This is a genomic window from Chloroflexus sp. MS-CIW-1 (genome assembly GCF_030444705.1).
Taxonomy (GTDB): domain Bacteria; phylum Chloroflexota; class Chloroflexia; order Chloroflexales; family Chloroflexaceae; genus Chloroflexus.
In genome coordinates this window covers 978,221-1,000,295 of record NZ_JAUBWR010000001.1, presented here as the reverse complement: position 1 = coordinate 1,000,295, position 22,075 = coordinate 978,221, and the positions used below count along the sequence as shown (strand labels likewise).

Annotated in this window: 18 protein-coding genes and 1 pseudogene; 16 read left to right on the top strand and 3 right to left on the bottom strand. The window is 57.4% G+C overall.

Translation table 11 applies throughout. The annotated features are described in order from the left end of the window. Positions 1-30: 30 nt before the first annotated feature. The gene (locus QTO31_RS03995; protein WP_031460720.1) at positions 31-861 is read right to left on the bottom strand and encodes an NAD(+)/NADH kinase; all 831 of its coding nucleotides are present in this window, start codon (positions 859-861) and stop codon (positions 31-33) included. Positions 862-1,744: 883 nt separating this feature from the next. Here QTO31_RS03995 and QTO31_RS03990 point away from each other — a divergent pair. The 13 genes and pseudogenes from QTO31_RS03990 to QTO31_RS03930 form a co-directional block, all read left to right on the top strand. After that, positions 1,745-2,842: pseudogene (locus QTO31_RS03990) on the top strand (RCC1 domain-containing protein); the annotation flags it as partial. A 694-nt stretch (positions 2,843-3,536) separates the two neighbouring features. Continuing rightward, the gene (locus QTO31_RS03985; RefSeq protein ID WP_301428167.1) at positions 3,537-6,200 is read left to right on the top strand and encodes a tetratricopeptide repeat protein; all 2,664 of its coding nucleotides are present in this window, start codon (positions 3,537-3,539) and stop codon (positions 6,198-6,200) included. Between the two features lie 80 nt (positions 6,201-6,280). Next, a complete protein-coding gene (locus QTO31_RS03980) occupies positions 6,281-7,255 on the top strand; it encodes an AAA family ATPase (protein ID WP_031461446.1) in 975 nt (324 codons plus the stop codon). 374 nt (positions 7,256-7,629) lie between these two features. Then, on the top strand, positions 7,630-7,830 hold the full coding sequence (locus QTO31_RS03975; RefSeq protein ID WP_035419820.1) for a hypothetical protein: 201 nt from the start codon (positions 7,630-7,632) through the stop codon (positions 7,828-7,830). Further along, positions 7,820-9,832, top strand: coding sequence for an anti-sigma factor (locus QTO31_RS03970; protein WP_301428166.1), 2,013 nt, complete (start codon positions 7,820-7,822; stop codon positions 9,830-9,832). Before QTO31_RS03975 ends, QTO31_RS03970 begins: the two co-directional genes overlap by 11 nt. A 377-nt stretch (positions 9,833-10,209) precedes the next feature. After that, positions 10,210-11,028, top strand: a complete 819-nt coding sequence (locus QTO31_RS03965; protein ID WP_301428165.1) for an FAD-binding domain-containing protein — start codon at positions 10,210-10,212, stop codon at positions 11,026-11,028. Beyond that, positions 11,025-11,495 carry a hypothetical protein gene (locus tag QTO31_RS03960; RefSeq protein ID WP_301428164.1) on the top strand — a complete coding sequence of 157 codons (471 nt, stop codon included), beginning with the start codon at positions 11,025-11,027 and terminating at the stop codon, positions 11,493-11,495. Before QTO31_RS03965 ends, QTO31_RS03960 begins: the two co-directional genes overlap by 4 nt. Before the next feature lie 3 nt (positions 11,496-11,498). Continuing rightward, positions 11,499-12,269: an SDR family NAD(P)-dependent oxidoreductase gene (locus tag QTO31_RS03955; protein ID WP_301428163.1), complete on the top strand. Its 771-nt coding sequence runs from the start codon at positions 11,499-11,501 to the stop codon at positions 12,267-12,269. Positions 12,270-12,282: 13 nt separating this feature from the next. Continuing rightward, positions 12,283-12,546 (top strand): molybdopterin converting factor subunit 1, encoded by a 264-nt coding sequence (moaD, locus tag QTO31_RS03950; RefSeq protein WP_031460955.1) that lies wholly within the window; start codon positions 12,283-12,285, stop codon positions 12,544-12,546. Beyond that, a complete protein-coding gene (locus QTO31_RS03945; RefSeq protein ID WP_301428162.1) occupies positions 12,543-12,956 on the top strand; it encodes a molybdenum cofactor biosynthesis protein MoaE in 414 nt (137 codons plus the stop codon). Before moaD ends, QTO31_RS03945 begins: the two co-directional genes overlap by 4 nt. Positions 12,957-13,019: 63 nt before the next feature. Further along, on the top strand, positions 13,020-13,856 hold the full coding sequence (gene mutM / locus QTO31_RS03940; RefSeq protein WP_301428161.1) for a bifunctional DNA-formamidopyrimidine glycosylase/DNA-(apurinic or apyrimidinic site) lyase: 837 nt from the start codon (positions 13,020-13,022) through the stop codon (positions 13,854-13,856). An 85-nt stretch (positions 13,857-13,941) separates the two neighbouring features. Further along, complete coding sequence (locus QTO31_RS03935) at positions 13,942-14,583, top strand: response regulator (RefSeq protein WP_301428160.1); 642 nt, start codon at positions 13,942-13,944, stop codon at positions 14,581-14,583. A gap of 528 nt (positions 14,584-15,111) precedes the next feature. Continuing rightward, complete coding sequence (locus tag QTO31_RS03930; protein WP_301428159.1) at positions 15,112-15,669, top strand: HD domain-containing protein; 558 nt, start codon at positions 15,112-15,114, stop codon at positions 15,667-15,669. 129 nt (positions 15,670-15,798) lie between these two features. Here the strand turns inward: QTO31_RS03930 and QTO31_RS03925 are convergent, their stop codons facing one another. Beyond that, positions 15,799-16,923 (bottom strand): trans-sulfuration enzyme family protein, encoded by a 1,125-nt coding sequence (locus tag QTO31_RS03925; RefSeq protein ID WP_301428158.1) that lies wholly within the window; start codon positions 16,921-16,923, stop codon positions 15,799-15,801. A gap of 183 nt (positions 16,924-17,106) precedes the next feature. Here QTO31_RS03925 and QTO31_RS03920 point away from each other — a divergent pair, with 183 nt between their 5' ends. Together QTO31_RS03920 and QTO31_RS03915 are read left to right on the top strand one after the other, a co-directional pair. Next, entirely contained in the window at positions 17,107-18,288 is a 1,182-nt protein-coding gene (locus QTO31_RS03920; RefSeq protein WP_031460950.1) for a glycosyltransferase family 4 protein, read from the top strand. Between the two features lie 275 nt (positions 18,289-18,563). Further along, positions 18,564-19,318, top strand: a protein-coding gene (locus QTO31_RS03915; protein WP_367620632.1) for an IS5 family transposase whose coding sequence is annotated in 2 segments (ribosomal slippage) — positions 18,564-18,858 and positions 18,858-19,318 — 756 coding nt in all. Because the reading frame shifts where the segments join, the coding sequence is not laid out codon by codon here. A gap of 503 nt (positions 19,319-19,821) precedes the next feature. Here QTO31_RS03915 and QTO31_RS03910 read toward each other — a convergent pair. Further along, entirely contained in the window at positions 19,822-20,484 is a 663-nt protein-coding gene (locus QTO31_RS03910; RefSeq protein ID WP_301428157.1) for a hypothetical protein, read from the bottom strand. 183 nt (positions 20,485-20,667) lie between these two features. Here QTO31_RS03910 and QTO31_RS03905 point away from each other — a divergent pair, with 183 nt between their 5' ends. After that, complete coding sequence (locus QTO31_RS03905) at positions 20,668-22,005, top strand: amidohydrolase (protein WP_031458518.1); 1,338 nt, start codon at positions 20,668-20,670, stop codon at positions 22,003-22,005. Positions 22,006-22,075 lie beyond the last annotated feature (70 nt).

Below are 22,075 nucleotides of genomic sequence, written 5' to 3'. Positions count from 1 at the left end.
ACAAAGCCTGCTTCACCGCCGTTTATCACTTCAGGAACGGCGCAAACGCGCCACCAGTTGGCTGTAAAATTGATTACTTGGCCGGAGCCTGACAAACGTACAGACCTGTGGACTGCGTCGCACAATGACTTCATCACCCTCGATGAGGTCAACATTCTCGCGGCCATCGATAGCCAGCAGAGCATGATACCGTGAACGGAGCTGCATCGTGACCACTGCATCTTCATGTAAAACCATCGAGGGGATATGGGTTAAATGCGCTGCAATTGGCACCAGCACTAATGCCTGTGAACGCGGATCAACAATTGGCCCACCGGCAGCCAGCGCGTAGGCGGTTGAACCGGTCGCAGTTGCCACAATTACACCATCAGCGTGATAGGTTGTAATCGGGCTATCATCAATCGTCACATAAACATTCACGATCCGACTCAGATCACGGCGCGAAATCACCACCTCGTTCAGTGCCGTATACTGACCGAGCTTCTGCCCATTCCGCCAAAGCTGTGCCCGCACCAGCGTTCGTTCATCGAACCAGCCACCGCCGTTCATCAGTTGTTCACAACTCGTGTATACTTCGTCGGGGCCGATCTCGGCCATAAAACTGAGGTGACCGAGCGCCACCGGCAAAACCGGAATATTATGCGGAAAGCAGAGCCGGGCCGCGCGCAAGACGGTACCATCACCACCCAGCGCAATCATCAAATCACAATCGGCGACCAGGTGCGGTTGGTCGCGAAATTCTTGCGACACACCACGTATCGCTTTCACACCACGCGCCGTAAGCCAGTCGGTGAGTTCGTGCGATAGCTTGATCGAAGCATCGCTCAAGGGGTTGTACAGAACCGCCACGCGCTCAAGCATTGCTCAACCTCCGTGTAACGCTGTTTGCATCAGGATACCACACGCTGATGAATATCGGAACAACGACAGCGTGGGATCGGCAAGACCTGTGGGTTCCCGTATCTTCCCCCAGGCCCCCTCCTCTCTCGCTGCGCGCCCGGAAGGCATCGGATGGTGCCTCAGCCCATTATCAGCGGTCGGTTCCCAACCCGCCCCTCCCCGAAACCGACAGGCACGATCGGCGTACCACCGAGAACCCCAACTTGCAGACTCCTGTCAACGCAGGAACCCACTGCTCCGCTGCCCCCTCTGCTCACCACGACGGGGGATGCCAACGTTGAAAAGCCCGACAGCCGGGGTGAGAATGCTTGACACCCCCAACGACGTATGGTACACTGCTGTCAGCAGTTGTCACTGCTATCCCTACCTTAGACAGACCGGCAATTCACCCACCCGCATCCCCTGCACGAGTGAGGAATATACACGGGGAATGGATGCTTCGCACGGTATCGTTCTGCCTTTGAACGAGTTGGGTGTTGTTCTCCACCCGAGGTTGGAAACCCGCGTGCGTCCTTAGGATCGTCAGAAGAGGCACCGATTTCATCGGCCACGAGAGCATACGGATCAGAACGAACAACCGACCGGTCACTGCGCCGGGTCATTCGGGTTCCATCGCAACCACAGCCGGAAGAGGATGAGTAAGATGAACGGCTCGGTATACGCTCTGCTGGTGACGGTGGTCTGGCTGGTTTCAAGCATTGTCCCGACCGTCGCCGCGCCATCGGTCAGTACATGGTATACCCCTGTCCGCGTTTCCCTGTCGGCTATGCCCGCCGAGCGTTCTGGCGGCTACACCCCTGCCATCACCGCCGGGCAACGTAGCCTGGTGCAAACGATAGCCCCCGCTGCCATCGCGGCGGGCGGCTTACACACCTGTGCGCTGACCACCACCGGCGGCGTCAAGTGCTGGGGGTACAACGGCGTCGGGCAACTCGGCGACGGCACGACAACCGACCGTGCCACCCCCGTGGACGTGAGCGGGCTGACGAGCGGCGTGAGCGCCATCGCGGCGGGCGATTATCACACCTGTGCGCTGACCACCACCGGCGGCGTCAAGTGCTGGGGGTACAACGGCTTCGGGCAACTCGGCGACGGCACGACAACCGCCCGTTTCACCCCCGTGGACGTGAGCGGGCTGACGAGCGGCGTGAGCGCCATCGCGGCGGGCGGCAGTCACACCTGTGCGCTGACCACCACCGGCGGCGTCAAGTGCTGGGGGGACAACGGCTTCGGGCAACTCGGCGACGGCACGACAACCAACCGTACCACCCCCGTGGACGTGAGCGGGCTGACGAGCGGCGTGAGCGCCATCGCGGCGGGCGGCTTACACACCTGTGCGCTGACCACCACCGGCGGCGTCAAGTGCTGGGGGTACAACTCCTCCGGGCAACTCGGCGACGGCACGACAACCGGCAGTGCCACCCCCGTGGACGTGAGCGGGCTGACGAGCGGCGTGAGCGCCATCGCGGCGGGCCATTATCACACCTGTGCGCTGACCACCACCGGCGGCGTCAAGTGCTGGGGGTACAACTCCTCCGGGCAACTCGGCGACGGCACGACAACCGGCAGTGTCACCTCCGTGGACGTGAGCGGGCTGACGAGCGGCGTGAGCGCCATCGCGGCGGGCGATAGTCACACCTGTGCGCTGACCACCACCGGCGGCGTCAAGTGCTGGGGGTACAACGTCTTCGGGCAACTCGGCGACGGCACGACAACCGGCAGTGCCACCCCCGTGGACGTGAGCGGGCTGACGAGCGGCGTGAGCGCCATCGCGGCGGGCGATAATCACACCTGTGCGCTGACCACCACCGGCGGCGTCAAGTGCTGGGGGAATAACTTCTTCGGGCAACTCGGCAACGGATTAGGAGTCACAGAGCGCACAACGCCGGTGGATGTGGTGTGGCTCGGATTGCAGCTCTACCTGCCGCTGGTTTCGCGCTAGGCTTATTGCAACATGAACCCTCGGTTGCCTGCCCCCCGCCACCGGGTGCCTTTGGTCACGGTTGGCACAGGTAAGGCAGAGGCTTAAGACTACCTGTGGGGTGCAGCGACACGTCGGGGCAGTGATGGGTTGGCGGGCGTATCTTATCTTACGCTCGCTCCTTCCACAAACGACCGGTCATTGCTCGATGAACATTAGACACGGCGATGGTTACCGCTTGCCCCGCCGAGTAGATGAGGCCTGGGAATTTATTGCACCATCGTTTCGTGGCGACAGGCGATCCGGAAGCGAGCGGAACGCGACCATCGGTCAGGCCGGTAAACGACCTCAAGGGGTTGTACAGAACCGCCACGCGCTCGAGCATTGCCAAACCTCCGTGTAACGCTGTTTGCATCAGGATACCACAAGCTGATGAATATAGGAAAAACGGCAGCGTGGGATTAGAAAGCTGCGATACCCCCCGCAAGCACTACCCCCCCCTAGCCCCCCCGCACGCGGGGGGGAAGGGGGGGTACCGCTTCCCTTTTCCGGCAATCACGTTAACAACCGGCTATAATGATGAGAGGTGACAGAACTCTCGCCCACATCACGGCAAACGGCATCAGATGATGAACCTGGGCATTTGATGGCGCGCTAAACGCATGGTTTAGGTTACACAACGTACCCTGTTCATTACCAGAGGAATGACCCCGCTATGACGAACCAAACCATTCTGGTCAACGGTAAGCCCTTCTTTGGTCGGGTTGAAGAGCAGAAACGATTCCGAGATGCGCTGAGCGAAACGATAAATCCACCTTCCGGTGAAAACCTGCCCTACGTCTTTCTCGTCTACGGCGACGGCGGTATCGGCAAAAGCACGCTTTCACGGCGCTTCTGCGATATTGCGACCGAGAAACACTCTTTGTGGTGTCCGATCCATACATTGTGGATTGATTGGGAAGAGGCCCGTCGCCGTCTCCCCGCGCTGCAGGTTGGCCACGATGCTATCGCACCAGAGACGGTGTTTGACGTTATTGTTCACACGGCGCAGACGCAACACAGGGGCTGGCAGGGATACTTTACCGCCTACCACGAGACGCAGCAGCGGCGCGCCAGCGCCGAGCACACTGCTCACCAGGTTCTGGATAGCGCCACCGAACGCCCCGAATTGCGAGAGTTGCGCAGTGCCGGCGCTACGGCGCTGGCAAAGATTCTCCGCGTCGGGTCGTCGCTGGCAGGTCTGCCCATCGGCAACAGCGGTGAACAACTGGCTAAAGCCTTTCTGGAGGCCGGCATTCAGATTGGCGCAGAAGCAGCGGTCGGTCTGCGCCAGCGCCTCGCCGATCTGCTGCGTGCTCGAATGGGGGCCGACACCTACGACCTCTTCGTCAATCCTCTCGAACACCTGGCCCATGCGTTGGCTGATGGTCTCCGGCGGATAGCCGGGCGTGGTGCGCTGCTCGTCGTGCTGGACACCTACGAAGTAGTAGACGCAGTTGACCCCTGGTTGCGCCTGGTTATACGGAACAGCGGGCCACACGTACTTTGGGTGCTCAGTGGGCGCAACGATCTGGTCAATAGTCGCCGCTACGGAGACACCTACTTCAAAGGGTACGCCGAAGAGTGGCCGCGTCGCCTTGTGCCGGTGAACGTCACCCAACTGGCCCGCGATGATGTAGCCGCCTACTTCGCAGCAACTGTCCCAGAGCGTCCGCTTGACGATGCCGCTGTGGATGCAATACGGCAGACAACCCGTGGCATCCCGCTGGCAATCGTACTGGCAGCCGAAATGTGGCAGAAGGGCATTGCGCTGGAAAACATCGTTGGTCATAGCGACAAAGACACCCCCGCGCAGCAGATCGTTGACCAGATGACCGAGCGTTATCTGTTGCACGCGGTAACCACTGCCGACCGCTACGCCCTCTACGCCATCGCCCTGGCCCGCGGTGATCGCGCTGTGTTACAGGGAATGCTCACCCCTACTGATGCGTCAGGCTTCAATGTAAACGATGAACTACGCCGCCTGGAACGCGCTTATGCCTCGGTATACGCTGGTGAAGCCCGCCTGCACGACGACCCCCAGGCATTTTTCGAGGCATACCTGCGTCAGGACGCCCAACTGAGCGATCCTAGCGTGCAACGCCTGATTGAACGAGGGGTGGCTGTGTTAGAAGAGCGGCTGGAACGGATCGCAGCCGACTACGATCTGATTGAAGAGCGCTTAACCGATGACGACTATCTCACCACCACACTCGCACTGAGCGACTACCTCTTCTGGCTTGACGAAGAGCGCGCCTGGCGCTGGCTGATCCCCCGTTTCGTCGAGGCGCTGGCCTATAACGACAACCTGCGCCGAGGTCTGCTGACCGAGGCCGGGCGCTGGCGGAAGCGGCTGAGCGCTCGTGGCAAACGGCGGCTGGAAGCCCTGCAAACGCTCACAAGTCTGCGAGATGAAGCAGCAGCCACCGGCCTGAGCGAGCTAGAACGCCTGGCCGAGCGTGGCTATCTGGCGGGTGACGGCGAGGCTGAACGGCGCGCCATCCTACGCTGGCAGCGCGGACGACTGTACTACTACCAGCAGCGTTATTCAGAAGCAATGACCGCCCTTGACCAAGCCGAACAAGGTCTCCCTGCCGGTGGTCAGGTTCTGCGCGACCACCTGGCCGAAGCGTATGAAGACCTCGGCGGTCAACTGGGTTGGCGACGAGCAGCGGGACGTACCGTTGCACAGGCTTCTCCGGCCGCCGAGGATGCCTACCAGAAAGCTCTTCGCTTGGGTCGTGTCAGTTCTGCTCTTTACCATGCCCTGGGTGCAGTGCAAGCGAAACTGAAGAAGTACCAGCAGTCTTTGGAAAATTTCCAGAAGGCGCTGGAAATAGATCCAGAGAATGTGTATGCCTGGCACGGGCTGGGGAACGTGTATGCTGACCTGCGCCGCTACGACGAGGCCATCGCTGCTTACCGGCAGGCGCTTCAGCTCGACCCGCAATTCGCTGCCCCCTGGAACGGGCTGGGGCTGGTGTACACCCTTCAGGGCGAGCTGGAACAGGCATTGCAGGCCTGGCAAAAAGCAGTGGAACTGGCGCCAACAGAGGGTTCGTGCCACGCATCACTGGCTAGCGTTCTCCGGCGGCTGGGACGCGAGGAGGAGGCGCGCCGTGCGATTGAAACTGCCCGGCCATTGATGGAGCACGAGAGTGAATACAGCCGCGCTTGTTTCGCCGCGATCTGCGGTGATCATGAAGAGGCGTTGCGTCTGCTCCAGATTGCTCTCGACCAACATCAGGAATCACGGGATTGGGCGCGCCTCGATCCCGATTTTTCATCACTACACAACGATCCACGCTTCTGGGCATTGGTGGCCGATCGTGAGGCGTGAGGATGTTGCGCTCGCTCGAGCCGGTAATCGTGGTATACTGCCCATGCATCCAGACAACTACCTTCTGAATTGAGGTGCCCGTGGAAGAGGTTCAGCATCTGGCTGCGCGGATAATCGCGAACGTTGAGCAAGTTATCGTTGGCAAACGTCGGATCGTGGAACTGGTCCTGGTGGCACTGTTGTGCCGTGGTCACGTCTTGATCGAAGATGTGCCCGGTACCGGCAAGACTATGCTGGCACGAAGCATCGCTCGCTCTATCGGATCGAGTTTTAAGCGTATTCAGTGTACCCCCGATCTCTTGCCGAGCGATGTCACCGGCGTTTCGATCTTCAACCAGCAAACCCGCGAATTTGAGTTTCGCCCTGGCCCGATTATGGCCCAGATTGTGCTGGCCGATGAGATTAATCGGGCGACACCAAAAACGCAGTCGGCCCTGCTCGAAGCGATGGAGGAGCGGCAGATCACCGTTGATGGCGTGACCCACCCGCTGCCGCAGCCGTTTATCGTGCTGGCAACGCAGAATCCTATCGAGTACGAAGGGACGTTTCCGCTACCGGAAGCGCAACTCGACCGCTTCCTGCTGCGGGTTCATATCGGCTATGCGGATCGGCTCGATGAGATTGCAATTTTGAAACGCCAGCGCGACGGGCACCCAATCGAAACGTTATCAACGGTGGTGGATGTCGCTGAATTGCTACATCTGCAAGAGGTGATTAAGCAGGTTCACGTTGATGATCTGATTGTCGAGTATATTGTTGCCCTGGTTGTCGCCACCCGCGATCACGGCGATGTTTATCTAGGCGCCAGCACACGCGGAGCACTGGCCCTTTATCGGGCCGCACAGGCATGGGCTGCGATAAACGGGCGCGACTTTGTGATCCCTGATGATGTCAAATTACTTGCGCAACCGGTGCTCGGCCATCGTCTGATTATCAGTCCGGCAGCCCGTGTGCGCAATGTGACGGCACAAGCGATTATTGATGAGGTGCTGGCCGCCGTGCCGGTACCAGGGGCACGTGCCGGTCGGCGTTTTGAACGAATGAGAGGCGGGTAGCGGTGATGGCGATGGAGAAGAGAGGAGTGGTATCCCAATCTTCTTCCTATGCAGTAGCGGAAGTAATCTTTGGGGATGAGAGGCGGTAACACGAACCTTGAACTGTGGCAGCATTGCTTCCGAATGGGTATGAGCACGGTTTGCCGATTATGCCCGTCACCCAATAGTTGGAGGGAGTGCTACCCTTGCCGCAAGCGAGGGTCTGGCGGGTACGCCGGTTCTACCAATCCTGGTGCAGGATGCGGGCCGGAGGCCCGCGCTCCCAGCGCCAGCGGGTGTTGGTCGGTGCTCGGCCCACCAACGACGGCCTGCCACCAATCCTCGGGCAGGATGCGGGCCGGAGGCCCGCGCTCCCAGACAGTGGAGGGAACTCTATGCCGGATCGGGAAAACGATGCGCTGATCGACCGACAGGCGAACGCAATCCGAATTGCATTGCAGCGGATCGTCCTGTTGCGCGAAACCGGACCAAAGAGTGCAGCCTGGCAACGGGCACGAATCAAGACGATGTGGCGATTACGGCAGCAACTGCTGGCAGATACCACACCGCGCCAGGTCGACGAGCATGATAGGTAACGATTTGGTACACTGGTTAACCAACGCCGGAAATGTGGCGTACAGTTTTGCACTGGCGCTAACCCCAGATGAACGGACAGCCCAGCGTCTGCTGCAACAGTGGGTGCGCACACTCCGCGAACAGCCACCTGCGGTCTGGCGTGACGACGAGCTGATTACTCGTCTCTACCGGCTCGCACTCAGCAAGTACGCCGATCAACCACGTGAGCGCCGTCCGGCGCCACCAACCGCATCGATCCTGGGGCCTCTACGTACACTGCCACTTGATCAGCGGATGGCAGTGCTGGCGTACAGTTTACTCAGCGCCGATTATGCCCGACTCGCCGCAATGCTGAACACTAGTGTTGACGCCGCACTGGAGATATTTAAACAAGCGATCACGGCATTGGCACCTACCCTCGGTCACCATCTCACGCAGCAAATCCAGAGTGACGTGTGCGTCACTGTCCGACAGGCGCTGATCAACCCGACCCAGCACCTGCAACTGTTCGAGACCGTCCGTCGCCATCTCAGTATCTGTACGCACTGTCGGCTCTTTGATCGCGAATGGCAGGCGGTAACTCACGAGCTGACAGCGACCCTCCGCCGAATACGGGACAATCAGCCGTTACCGACGCGATTGCTGAATCGTTTGCTGAAAAGTGCCACTGCGCCACGGCAACGTCTTACGCAATGGTCACTGATGATACCGCCAATCGTGCTGATCGTCCTGATCCTGACCCTCATCTTGCCGGGCCTGCTCCGTACACCTTTTACCGTGGTGACAACAGGAGCAACAGAACCCGGCATAACTGCCGGGGAACTGGTTGTTCGTGCGCTGGCCCATGGCGGCCTCCCCGCTCCAGAAGGCCCTCCCATCTGGTACGCTCGCTATCAAACCATCTGGTATTTTAACAATCGCACCATCGCCCCACTCTTCGCTGAAATCTGGCACGACCGCGATAATCCGGCCCGTCATCGCTTACAACTGCGCCACATCGAGGGTGGTGCGCCCTACGAGTTCCAGTTGGGTGATGGGACACGCCGTTTCTACTACGCGCTTGACGGCTCGTATGCACCAACGTTATACGGCGATCTCCCCATCCGTGCAGCACCGAATGAGCCGGAGTTAGTGATGAGTCTGTTGTCTGCTGAACAACAGCAAGCTGCCTTTCTCGCCCGTCTCCAGACTGGGCCATGGGCAATTGTGCCGATGTACCTGCGCCAGGCGGCAGAGGCTCCGGATCTGCGCTTGCTGGGACAACAGCGTATTGGTAATCGCCTGGCCTACATTGTCAGCTTTCGCGGTATCAGTCCCCTTGACCTGCCTCCCGAAACCGCCGAGTCGGTACTGGTTTTGATGGCGATTAGCGGTCAAGACGGCCATGTCTTGAGTATCACTGAACTGGTCGGCCCATCAGGCAGTACCCAGACGAGTCGGGTAGTCTGGCGGCTGGCCGAGTTCAACTGGCTGGTTAGCAGTGAACAGATTCGCGATGCGTTCACTTTCGAGCGAGCGTGGAACGGAAGAGCTGAAACTGAAGGATTGGCGCCCCAACCACTCGTTGATCCGGGCTGGCCGCTGCTACGAGCGAACATCATTGAACCGGCGCAGCTTGCTCATGTATCGGAGCAATTCGTCCTGCCGGCAACGCTTCCGGTCGGTATTGAACAGGCAGTGTTGTTACGGTTGCGTGGCTCTACGATCAACGGTGTGCTGTATACGGGGCGCAACAAACGCCTGATCTTGACCTTCGACCGGATACCCGATATTGATTCCACAGTACCCACTGAAGTGATCGACCGCTGGCGGGTACGGATCGAACCGGTACGCGGTCAGCGTTATCGGGTCGCGATTGAACCAGATTCGGCGTCTGGCAACGCTGGTACACGCATAGCACTTGATACGCAGGGCTTCACCATTGATGAACTTCGAGCAGTAATTGCCTCCTTACAGCCAGTCTATCAGATTGATCTTACCACGCAACAGGCATTTTTCGTCTCGACCGCTACAGTACGTTAGTGATTAGAGCCTGACCGAAATATCCTCTTATAGAAGAAGATCGGTCGCAGCGCAGCGGCGCTGTGCCCGTCCATCGAGATGCGCTCGCGGGGAAAAGGTATCGTCTGTCCTCACCATGTGCCTTCCCCGTTTGTTCGTCGCGCAACTCATGGTATACTCGAAAAGAGCAATGATCTCAACCTGAACACTCATCGCAGAGACGCGAAACGTGCAGAACGAGTTATGTCGCGTCATAGCTGTTGGAGTTCAGGTTTTACACCAGAATGTCTGTGGTGAATGATTGAAACGAGCGTCCCGCGACCGACAGCAGGACAATGCACGGTGCTCTAATCGGTGGTAGAGCAGACTTGTTGGCCGCAGCAGCGTGACTGAAATTCATGCAACTCCGTACCGATTTACAAACCCGTGAAGAACAGGCGGCGTATCTGGCGGAAGCACTTGCCGGTCTTTTCGAGGGGGCCGCTCAGCCGTCTCCCATTCGTGGTGGACGACGAGCTGCGCTCCGTCGGTTACGTGCGTTTAACGTTCAGCACTACGCCCGCACACGTAACGATGTGGTGCAGCGTGGGGTTTCCCTGCTCTCACCGTACATTCGCCACGGCGTCCTGACGCTAGCCGAAGTACGCGACTCGATCCTGAGTCGGTTTGGTCACACCCCTGATACGGAAAAGTTTGTCAATGAGCTGGCCTGGCGGGCGTTTTGGCAACTCGTGTACGCTCACCTCGGTGATCGAATTCATCAGGATATTGAGCCGGCCAAATATCGGACTCGTGTCCCGCGTCGTCGTCTCCCGCCAGAGGTGATGTCGGCCACAACCGGCCTGGTGTGCATCGACGAGTCACTGCGCGAACTGTACACAACCGGTTACATGCACAACCATGCCCGCATGTGGGTGGCTGCGTATCTGCAACACTGGCTGGGTGTAGATTGGCGCGAGGGCGCCGATCTCTTTTACCGCCATCTGCTCGACGGCGATCCGGCCTCGAACAGCCTGTCATGGCAATGGGTGGGCAGCACCTTTAGCCACAAACCGTACATCTTCAATCGTCAAAATGTAGAACGCTTCAGTGCCGGAACCTATTGTGCGCGTTGTCCACTGGCTCACAACGGCAGTTGTCCGTTCGATGACAGTTACGAGAATCTGGCCTGGCGGCTGTTTGGGGTATCACTAGCAGAACTGGAGGGACGACGATGAACGGGGTGATTGTCTGGCTGCACGGTGATAGCCTTAGCCCGACCGATCCGGCATTGCTGGCGAATCCCGGCGCGCCTGCCATATTTATCTTCGACGAGCCATTTCTGGCAGCGGCTCAGTTGAGCTTCAAGCGGCTCTTTTTTCTTTACGAATGTGCACTTGAAGCAATTGCCGGTAGAAATGGCAGCATCCGTCGTGGAGTCGTGGTTGATGAAGTGCGAGCATTTGCCGCCGAGCATCAGGCTTCAACCGTTCACGTGACCGACAGTGTTGCACCGCGTTTTCAGCAGTATGTAGCTGAATTACAGACCAGGGGGCTACAGGTCGTTATTCATCATCCACCGACGTTCGTCTCTTGGCGTGGAGAACCGCCCCGTCGTTTCAGTGCCTTCTGGCGGCGCGTAGCGGAAGAAGCTCTCCGACCGGGAAGTACAGGGCCGGAGCTGCCGTCAGAAGAGGTGGAGTGATCTATGAAATTTCAGGGGAAAGTTGCTATCGTAACCGGCGGCGCCCAGGGCATTGGGCGGGCGACCGCACTGGCGCTCGCCCGTGAAGGGGCCAGTGTGGTGATCGCCGACCGTGATAAGGAAACTACGACAGCGTTAGTCACCGGTATCAATGACTGGGGAGGGCGGGCGCTGGCAGTGATCGCCGATGTCAGCAACGAGGCCGATGCCGCCCGGATTGCCAATGAAACGGTGTTGGCCTTCGGTGGCATCGATCTGTTAGTAAACAACGCCGGCATTCAACAACCGGGTACGATTGAAAGTACGACATTGCAGCTCTGGAACGAGATTATTGCGGTCAATCTTACCGGCGTCTTTCTCGTCTCACGCTTCGTCATGCCCGAACTGCGGCGACGCGGTGGCGGAGCGATTGTCAATGTTGCATCGGTTTACGGCTTGCGGGCTGAACCAGGCTGGGCAGCCTATTCGGCTTCCAAAGGCGGTGTGATTGCGCTGACCCGTGCAATGGCAATTGACGGCGCAGCCGACGGGATTCGGGTTAATTGTGTGTGTCCGGGTTTGATCGACACCTCATTACTACGCGCCAATGCGGCGCTGATCAATGCCCAACGTCCAGATGAGGCATTGCGTGCCTTTGCCCGCCGCGTACCGCTCGGTCGGCTAGGTACACCAGAGGAGATTGCCAATATTATTCTCTGTTTGCTCAGCCCAACTGCCGAGTATCTCACTGGCGCCGTCATTACTGCCGACGGTGGATTTGAGGCCCGCTTGTAAGCAGGAGATGTCTATGATCACCGTTACCGTGCGCTTCTTTGCCGGTCACCGCGACATTGTCGGGCGTGCCGAGGCACAGTATACGCTAACCGAGGGCACAACGCTGGGTCAGTTGTGGGAACAGTTAATAGCCGAATACCCACGGCTGGCTGGCTACACCGGTAGGCTGCTGTTCGCCGTGAATCAGCAGTTTGCGCAGCCAGCAACTGTGTTGAGCGATGGCGATGAAGTCGCTTTCATCCCGCCTGTCAGTGGCGGACGGAGTGATGACGTATGATTGAACCATTTGTAATTACAACCGAACCCCTTGATCCGGCGCCATTGGTGGCGGCAGTACAAACACCAGATGATGGCGCTGTAGTAACGTTCAGCGGTGTCGTGCGAAACCAATTTGGTGGCCGTCCGACAGCATTTCTGGTCTATGAAGCCTATGCCGAAATGGCCGTACCGGTGCTCCGCCAGATCGCCGATGAAGCACGGGCACGCTGGCCTATCGGGCGCGTGTGTGTACATCATCGGGTAGGGCGATTGGAAATCGGCGAGACCGCAGTACTGGTAGTCGTTGCCGCGCCACACCGCGCCGCTGCCTTCGCTGCCGCCGCCTACATCATGGATCGGATCAAGGAAATTGCGCCAATCTGGAAGCAGGAACACTGGGCTGACGGAACCGCCGAGTGGCGTGAGTAAATGCCGTTTACAAACCAAAAAAACGCGCTCATACGTATCTGAATCGGAGTTGAACATCCATCTATGCCGGAACTACCTGAAGTCGAGACTGTAGCCCGTTCCCTTGTACCACAGCTTCAGGGACGTATCATTGTAGGTTTGGCCAAACTCGACTGGCCCAAGATGATCACACCATCTCCCAGCGAATTTGCTGCACTCATCACCGGACGACGGATTGAGTCTATCGGCCGGCGAGCGAAATGGCTTCTGCTTACCCTTGATCGTGGATGGACAATAGCGATTCATCTGCGGATGTCAGGACACTTACTGGTTACCGAACCGGCTGCCGCCAGTGAACAGCATGTCCATTTCGCCCTCGCGCTTGATAATGGCCGTTACCTGATCTTCAACGATCAGCGCAAATTCGGTCGCGTTCATCTTCTCGATCAGCAGGGCCTGGCCGCACTTGATCAAGCCCATGGCCCAGAGCCACTGGCGGATGACTTCACCCCAGACATTCTGGCTCAACGTCTACAAAGCCGACGTGCACCGATTAAAACCTTACTCCTCGATCAGCATCTCATCGCCGGAATTGGCAACATCTACGCCAACGAAGCGCTCTGGCGAGCCGGTATCCATCCGCTGACACCAGGTGCGGCACTCTCATCAGAGCAGATCAATCACCTGCATCGTGCTATTCGTGCTGTTCTTCAGGAAGCAATTGCCAACCAGGGCAGCTCACTGCGCAATTATCGCGATAGTTACGGACGGCGCGGTTCGCAACAAGAACATTTCACCGTCTATGACCGGGCAGGTGAACCCTGCCCATGTTGTCAGACCCTGATCGAGCGGATCGTTATCGCTCAGCGTAGCACCTACTTTTGCCCGGTATGTCAGCAAGGTATGCAACCGGCGCCATGATTATGTACAATACGTCTATGTTGAACAGCAATGTAGCACCAGATTGATAATCTCTCTGGTGCACAACATACACTGGAGCAATCACGTGCACGAACCAATCCTGCTGGTAGAAGACGATCCCGTCATCCAGTTATCCCTAACCACCATACTGCGACGCGATGGCTATACCATCGATACTGCCCGTAATCTTGCTGAGGCACGCCAACTGATCGCTTCGCGGCGACCACGGGTCATCTTGCTCGATCTCGGTCTGCCAGACGGAAGTGGCTTTGAGCTCCTGAAATGGCTGACCACGGAACCGGATCGACCATTGATCATTGTTACCACGGCGAATGACACACCACAATCCATCCTCCACGCCATAACCCTCGGTGCGTTTGATTATCTGACCAAACCCATCAATAATGACATCCTTCGCCACACCATACAGCGTGCGTTGAACTATGATCGGCTTCGGCAACAGGCGCGAAATTATGAAGAATTACAGAGTGAAGTTCAACAAACACGACAGGTCTTTCGTGATATGGCTCATCATATCAGCCAGGTCTTGACAGTTATTATGGGTGAAGCGCAACTGGTTCACGCAGAGATTACCGATCCGACACTGCGCGAGAGTCTCAACCGCATTGTCCGCATGGCCGAGGATGCAGCACAGACCCTCTCGGCGCTCCGTGCATTGCGTCTCTTGGGGGCACAAGAAAGCAATAGTGAATTGTCATATGAATAATTATCAATTATCTATGTTGTTTTTGGATAAATACCGATCACATCTACCCTTGATCCGCAGGGAAAGTGAGGACCACCGACTATACTTCGTGCCGATACGTATCGGCAATGAAGGTGCGTACCTTGAAAGAGCACCATACGCTATAGCAGCAACGCTACTCCCTTGCCCGCCAGGAGTTTTTCGAGTTGTCGTCGTTTGGAAAGATGAAGGCTTCTTGCCGGCGTATAAATTGAGAACTACCGGTAAAGAACGCTATCCAAATGCACAAAACGCCCCTCGACCAACACGGTGGACTGGGTACGCGAGCCGCTGGCCCGCAGGGACGAGCATCATCCGTAAGCCGCCAGGAATGCGGCTGCACACCATCATTGAAACAGGAAGCGGTACATATCTGTACACACGGCAACCTGGTTGGGGACCTGACCCGTTCATTTCATTCCTCCCCTCGTCGTTGCCACTTTCGGGTCGGGATATAATGTTGAAAACCCCTTATAGCGTGCATGCGATTCAACCTTGAAAGAAAACTCCATGGAACCCTCTGCGCTGAGTGGCCTGATTCCACATTTGTTGTCTTTAAAACTTCTGCCGCGCACCGGCTGGTTGCAACGCGGAGTACGTGATGTCGAGAGTATTGCTGATCACTCGTTTAGCGTGGCCGTACTCTGTCTTTTGATTGGCGATCAGATTGAAGGAATTGATCGCGGACGACTCCTTGCGATTGCGCTATTGCATGACCTGGCCGAGTCGCTGTTAGGTGATTTGCCGGCGTCGGCGACTCGTCTGCTCGGTAGTGAAACCAAGCGCAAAGCCGAACGAGACGGTCTGAAGAGCCTGATCGGACACCTGGCACACGCTGATGAATATCTGGCACTGTGGGATGAATATGCCAACGGAACTTCCCCTGAAGCACGGCTGGTTAAGGCAATTGACCGACTGGAATTGATGGCGCAAGCGTTAGCCTACGAACGAACTGGTGTTCGTGGTCTTGATTCATTTTGGCCGGATCACGACGATTGGGCAGCAGAGTTTCCGCCTGTCGCTGCGCTGGCTTCTTATTTACGGGCTGAACGAAACCGGTTGGTCTGACGGCTGTTGGCCCGCGCTGTGCAGTGCACGGCAACCCATCGGTTGGCGCATCAGCACACCATCATCCCCCATGCTCCGCGCAGGTGAGGGGTGGTGAAGCCACTCCCCCTCTCATTTTTTTCTCTTCCCTTACAGCGGTGCTGCCTTACGAATCGCCGTATCGAGATCGTACCAGAGATCATCAACATTTTCGATACCAACACTCAGCCGTAACAGTGATGGCGGCAGATGCTCTTGCCCTGCAACCGCCGCTCGCCGCTCCATGGTCGTCTCAACTGCTCCCAAACTGGTTGCGTGGCGGATCAGCCTAACACACCGACAAACCGCATCTGCGAACACCGCATCGCCTTTCAGATCAAACGAGATGATCGTACCGAAGCCCTTGAGCACGCGACGAGCAACCTGATATGTCGGATGGGAAGGTAAACCCGGATAACGTACATTGGCAACCAGCGGATGGGATTGCAGTCGTTGCGCAAGCTCCAGCGCATTACGCTGTGCTCGTTCTAAGCGCAATGCCAGCGTGCGCGCACCACGTATTGCCAGAAAGGCCTCTAAAGTACCAGGGGTCGCGCCATTCAATGTCCGCGACTGCCGCAGCTTTTGCCAGAGCTGCTCTTCACGAGTGGTAAGCACGCCAGCCAGAAGATCAGAATGCCCGCCGATAAATTTGGTAGCCGATTGTATCGCAACGGTTGCCCCGAACTCAAGTGGCTGCTGATTGAGCGGCGTAGCGAAGGTATTATCAACTGCAATAATGGCACCGGCTTTGCGCGGTGCAGCACAGATCGCCGGGAGATCGGCCACTGTCAACAACGGATTCGATGGCGACTCGAGCCAGATCAGATCGGCAACCGCACAGGCCTGCTGCCATGCTGCGGTATCGGTCAGCGGCAACCGCTGTACCGACCAACGACCACGGGTTGCGCCAGCCATCGCCAGCCCAACGACACCCTGATAGCAATCATCCGGCAAAACGACGTGCGCACCGACGGGCAACTGGTCGAACACGGCTGCTACGGCGGCCATACCGGAAGCAAATGCAAGTGCACGCCCACCTTCCAGACCACCCACAATCTCTTCGAGGGCTTCCCAGGTTGGGGTCGCGTCACTCCGCGCATACGAACGCTCTTGCCCGATGATGAAGTTTGAAGCAGGAATTGGCGGTACATTCAGTGGCTCACCGCTGGCAATCGTTCTACCGGCAGCCACTAACCATGACTCTGGTTTGAGATGGATAGGATGATTCGACATAGAAACCCTGTCAGCTTTGTGTGGAAATGGAGAACAACCTGCGAAACCTGGGTGATTATCGCACCAACAATTGGTACTGTCAATCGATCAGAGTGTCACAGGATCGGCAAAATCGGCTATCATAAGAGCAAACAATCGTATCATCAACATTCCCCCTCCTTTTGGAACTTTGAGGAGCTTGCTGTGCAGATCGTGATCAACGGCAGCTTTTGGTCTCAACCAACCGTAGGTATTGGTCAATACCTGCACAATCTGGCGCCCTGGCTGCATCGCCAGGCGCCTCAACACCGCTACGTGATGGTGCTACCAGGCAATTCGCCCACACTGGCTTTACCAGGCGGTGTTGAGCGGATAACCGTAACCATCGGCGGGCCACGCCAGATAGCAAAGGTTATCTTCGAGCAAATTGCCGTACCGCTGATCGCACAGCGACTGGCGCGAAACGGTGAGCCAACCGTGATCTTTGTGCCCTACTTTGCTCCACCATTGCGTGCGCGCCAACCAGTCGTAACAACCATCGGTGATCTGATTCCACTGCTCCTTCCGGCGTATCGTGGGAGCTGGTCGGTTCGGTTGTACATGGCGCTGGTGCGTCGGGCCGCACTGCGCAGCACGCACATATTAACCTTCTCGAAGTTCAGTCGTAATACAATCTTGAACTATCTTGCCGTCCCACCAGAACGGGTCACCGTAACCTATCTGGCCGCTGGTGAGCAGTTTCGCCCGGCTGCTGATATTGCTGCGGCCCAGAATCTGGTGGCAGCCCGCTACGGGGTAGCATCGCCGTTTATTTACTATGTAGGCGGCCTCGACGAACGCAAAAATCTCTCGACCCTGTTACGCGCTTTTGCCCTGGTACGTAGCCGCTACCCATACGTAACCCTGGCGATCGCCGGGCGAGCACTGGGACGCGATCCACGTCTCTTCCCGGACATCGATCAATTGATTGCCGACCTTGATCTCACGACGGCAGTACGGCGCATCGATGTGCCACCCGAGGATGGCCCGTTGCTCTACCAGGCGTGTACCATCTTTACCTATCCCTCGCGTTATGAAGGTTTCGGTTTACCGCCGCTGGAAGCGATGGCCTGCGGTGCACCGGTGATTGTCAGTGATGCGAGTTCGCTGCCCGAGGTCGTCGGTGCGGCTGCTATCCGGATTGCCCCCGACGACGTGGCAGGGTGGGCAGCAGCCATACAGCGCCTTTTAAGTGATGAGAGCTTGCGCGCCGACTTACGTATCCGTGGCCTAGAGCAGGCTGCCGGTTTTTCGTACCAGCGCACCGCAACCCAGACCCTCGCCGTGTTTGAACAAGTCGCAAGTGCCTGTCGCGTTACGAAGCGAGAAGTGAGTGGAAAGAAGTGAGCGATAAGGCTTTGTAATGTTTCAGTGTTGGATTGCCGCTGATACCAACACGACGAACATCACCTACTTGCTGACGGCGTTTTCCGATCCGCAGCGTGTATATACATCGGAAACCAGCATACGTTGCATCAGCACGCTATCCGGCCAAATTGCTAATCGAAGAGAGTGTCTGAAATGTATCTGGTCGAGGGTTTTGATGTATCCTTGATGGTATGAACGAATAGAGCACACGAAAACCCTATCCTACCGACCTTACGGATGCAGAATGGCAACGGATTGCCCCCGCTCTGCCGGAACGGACGCCACGCCGAGGGCGACATCGCGTCTATGCGTACCGGGAGATGCTGAACGCCATCTTCGCTATCGTGCGCAGTGGGTGCACCTGGCGGATGTGTCCTGATGACGTGCCTCCTTGGCAGACCGTGTCTCATTCCGTTCGGTTCTGGCAACGGGATGGGACCTGGGTACGCATCCATGCGGCCCTCCGCACGGACGTGCGCGTTGCCGCAGGGCGGGAGGCAGCACCGAGCGCTGCGATTCTGGATAGCCAGTCGGTCACAACGACCGAAAACGGGGGCCGCGCGGGGCTGATGCTGGCAACAACCTCTACGGACGCACACGCCATCTGCTGGTGGATCCCGTGGGCGTGGTGGTGACGGTGGTGGTGCATGCCGCCGATATCCAAGACCGGGACGGGGCACGGTTGGTGGTGGACAACCTCCACGGGAAGCAGTCGCACGTGTGGGTGATGTGGGCCGATGGGGGCGATGCCGGCCAGGTGGTGGAATGGGTGCAGCACGTTGGTGGCTGGCCCCTAGACAGCAGCAAGCGTCCCGATGGGGTATCGCGCTTCCACGTGTTGCCGAGACGCTGGGTGGTGGAACGGACGGTTGCCTGGCTAGGGAGGTATCGCCGCTTGAGGAAGGACGACGACGCACGCACCGCTACGAGCGAAGCGTTCATTTATGTCGCCATGATTCACGTTATGGTCAGACGGTTGGCCCGCATCGATATCAACGACTCTTCATAGAATTTTCAGACACTCTCTCAGAGCCTTGATTGCCGTACGACTAGTGCAATGCCTTGCTTTTCCAAACGTTGAAGGAATGTCAACACCGTCATGTGGGTGCACGGGCCGCTGGCCCGCAGTGCGGAGCGGGAAACCATTGCCCGCCTTATCAGCACGCCATTTGGTGCAGGTATCCAACCTGTTCAGAGCTTTCCTAATTCCGCACGACTGGCCAGAGGAAAGAGGGAAGTGAAGGGAAAAGCCCAACCATCCCTTCTACTCCCTGGGTGTAAGTGGATGGGAGGGTAGATGTGCTGATCACACGTGCGCCAATTTCCTCGCCGTCATCAGGTGCGTGGCTTGAGCCTGGTGGATCAGCACACTGCCACTCCCCGCCATGATGATGATCAAAATCAGTAAGCCAACAGGGATTTGACTATAGCCTATCGTCAGCACGGGATTTGGACGGTTTGGAGACTTGCTCTTCTCCTGCACGCTTCTTCTCTTCCCGCTCTCCTCGCATCCTATCCTGATCGTCGGCCCTCGCGGGCAAGTGTGCGTTGGAGTGTCTGCCATTCGCCGATCAGCGTCGCTGCCTGCTCATTGGAAAGCTGGGCAACCGATACTTGAAACCGACGCTGCGCTTCAGTATCAGGGTCAAGACCGAGATCACGGGCAAGCGAGGCAATGGCCGCACGTTGCTTCTCTGAGGCTGGCTGACCGGCATAACGTGCCCGCTCTTCAGCGATGGCAACCCGCTGCTGTTCATCACTCAACCGCTTCAATTCATCGATAAATGCAGAGGCCTGACCTTTGTTAAGCGAGACCAGATCATACCCGTGCTGCTGAGCAAAGCTGGCTAATTGTTCGCCAGACCAACCCAGAGCTTGCTGGAGTGCTGCGATGAAATTGCGCTGACGTTCACTGGCCGGTGCATCAGGATCACGGACAGTTATGGCAGTTGCAGCGGTATGCTGTTCGCGGATGTGGGCAATCTGTTGCTCAACTGCCTCTCGCTGACTGCGAAAAATGCGCCAACCGAGATCGACGGCCTGCTGTACCATCTGATCGTCGGCGTCAATTGGGAGAGTGATGGTTTCTTCAATCGTGATGAAATCGTCACCTAGTTTGATGGCAGTTCGATAGGTGCGTGTAACGCTGCGTTCGCTCTGGGGTTTGGCCGGCATATAAGTTCCCTCCGACTTTCCGTACCGATTCGTCCCGTAGCGCCTGTTCCCTGTCGTGATACAGTGCCGGCGCTATGGCTATTATAGCACAAATGTTCAGTTTTGCAAGTGGTTGTCAATCTTGAAATTTCCGGTTAGAATAGTAACAATATCCGATGTGCTCGCAATGTGACGTGAAGCGCTATGTACGATCTTTTAATTCAGCACGCCAATGTTCTCCAGGTCGCCAATGGCATTCCCTCAGTCTTGCCCCAACACGACATTGCGATTGTCGACCGACGTATCGCTGTCATCGCCCCTGAGATCAGTCCTGGTCTCGCCCGTGAAATCCTGAACGCCAACGGTCAACTCGCCATTCCCGGTCTGATCAACAGCCATGCCCATACTGCGATGAGCCTGTTTCGAGGTGTGGCCGAAGATGTACCGATTGAAGAGTGGTTTAACGGTTATATCTGGCCGTTGGAAACAAATCTGACCCCTGAAGACGTATACTGGGGAACGTTGCTCGGCCTGGCCGAGATGATCGAAGGTGGAGTAACGTGCGTTGCCGATCATTACTTTATGATGGATGCGATTGCCAGCGCCGTGCAAGAATCGGGAATGCGGGCACTGCTCGCGTGGACGATCTTTTCTGGCGCCGATGAGCAGCAACAGATCAGTACCGCTCGTCAGTTTGTCGAGCAGTGGCACGGAGCGGCTAACGATCGCATTCGTGTCTGGATGGGTCCGCATTCACCGTATACCTGTACTCCATCGTTGTTGCAGCGTGTCGCTCAGACGGCACGTGAGTTGGGTGTGGGAATCCATATTCATCTTTCTGAAACGGCAGCGCAGGTAGCACAAAGCATTGCCACGTATGGCCGTTCCCCGGTACTGGTAGCGCGTGATGCCGGTCTGTTTGATGTTCCGGCATTGGCTGCCCACGTAGCCCACGTGTCTGCTGACGATATTGATACCCTGGCTACCCACGGTGTTGCTGTAGCCGTTACGCCGAAGACCGAAATGAAGCTTGGGATTGGCGTAGCTCCGACGCTATCGTTACGTTCGGCAGGTGTCACCGTCGCACTCGGTAGTGATGGTGCGGCCAGCAATAATACCTATGACATCCTCGAAGCGGCTCGTCTATTAGCTTTGCTCGAAAAGCTGCGTCACCATGATGCCCGCTGTATGCCGATTGGTACTGCTCTCGAACTGGCGACGGTTGCCGGGGCGCGTGCTCTCCACTGGGATGGGATTGGCGTCTTGCAGGTTGGTGCGCATGCCGATCTAGCGCTGGTAGAATGCACAACCGCCCACACCCAACCGCTCCATAATTCGGCAGCAGCATTGCTTTACAGCGCTCAGTCGACTGATGTTACGACGGTAATCATCGACGGGCGGATTGTAATGCGTGATCGGGTGTTGCTAACTATTGATAAGCCGCGGGTATTACGAGAAGTCGCTGCACGGGTAGAACGACTGACCCGACGCCAGACTGAACGCCGAATCGCGGTGTACCCTGAATTGACTGCTGACACGTAGCGTTTGTCGGAAAGATGTCTCTTGTCTGAGAGCGACTGGCACCCTGTCTGAACTGTTGTCTGTCATACAC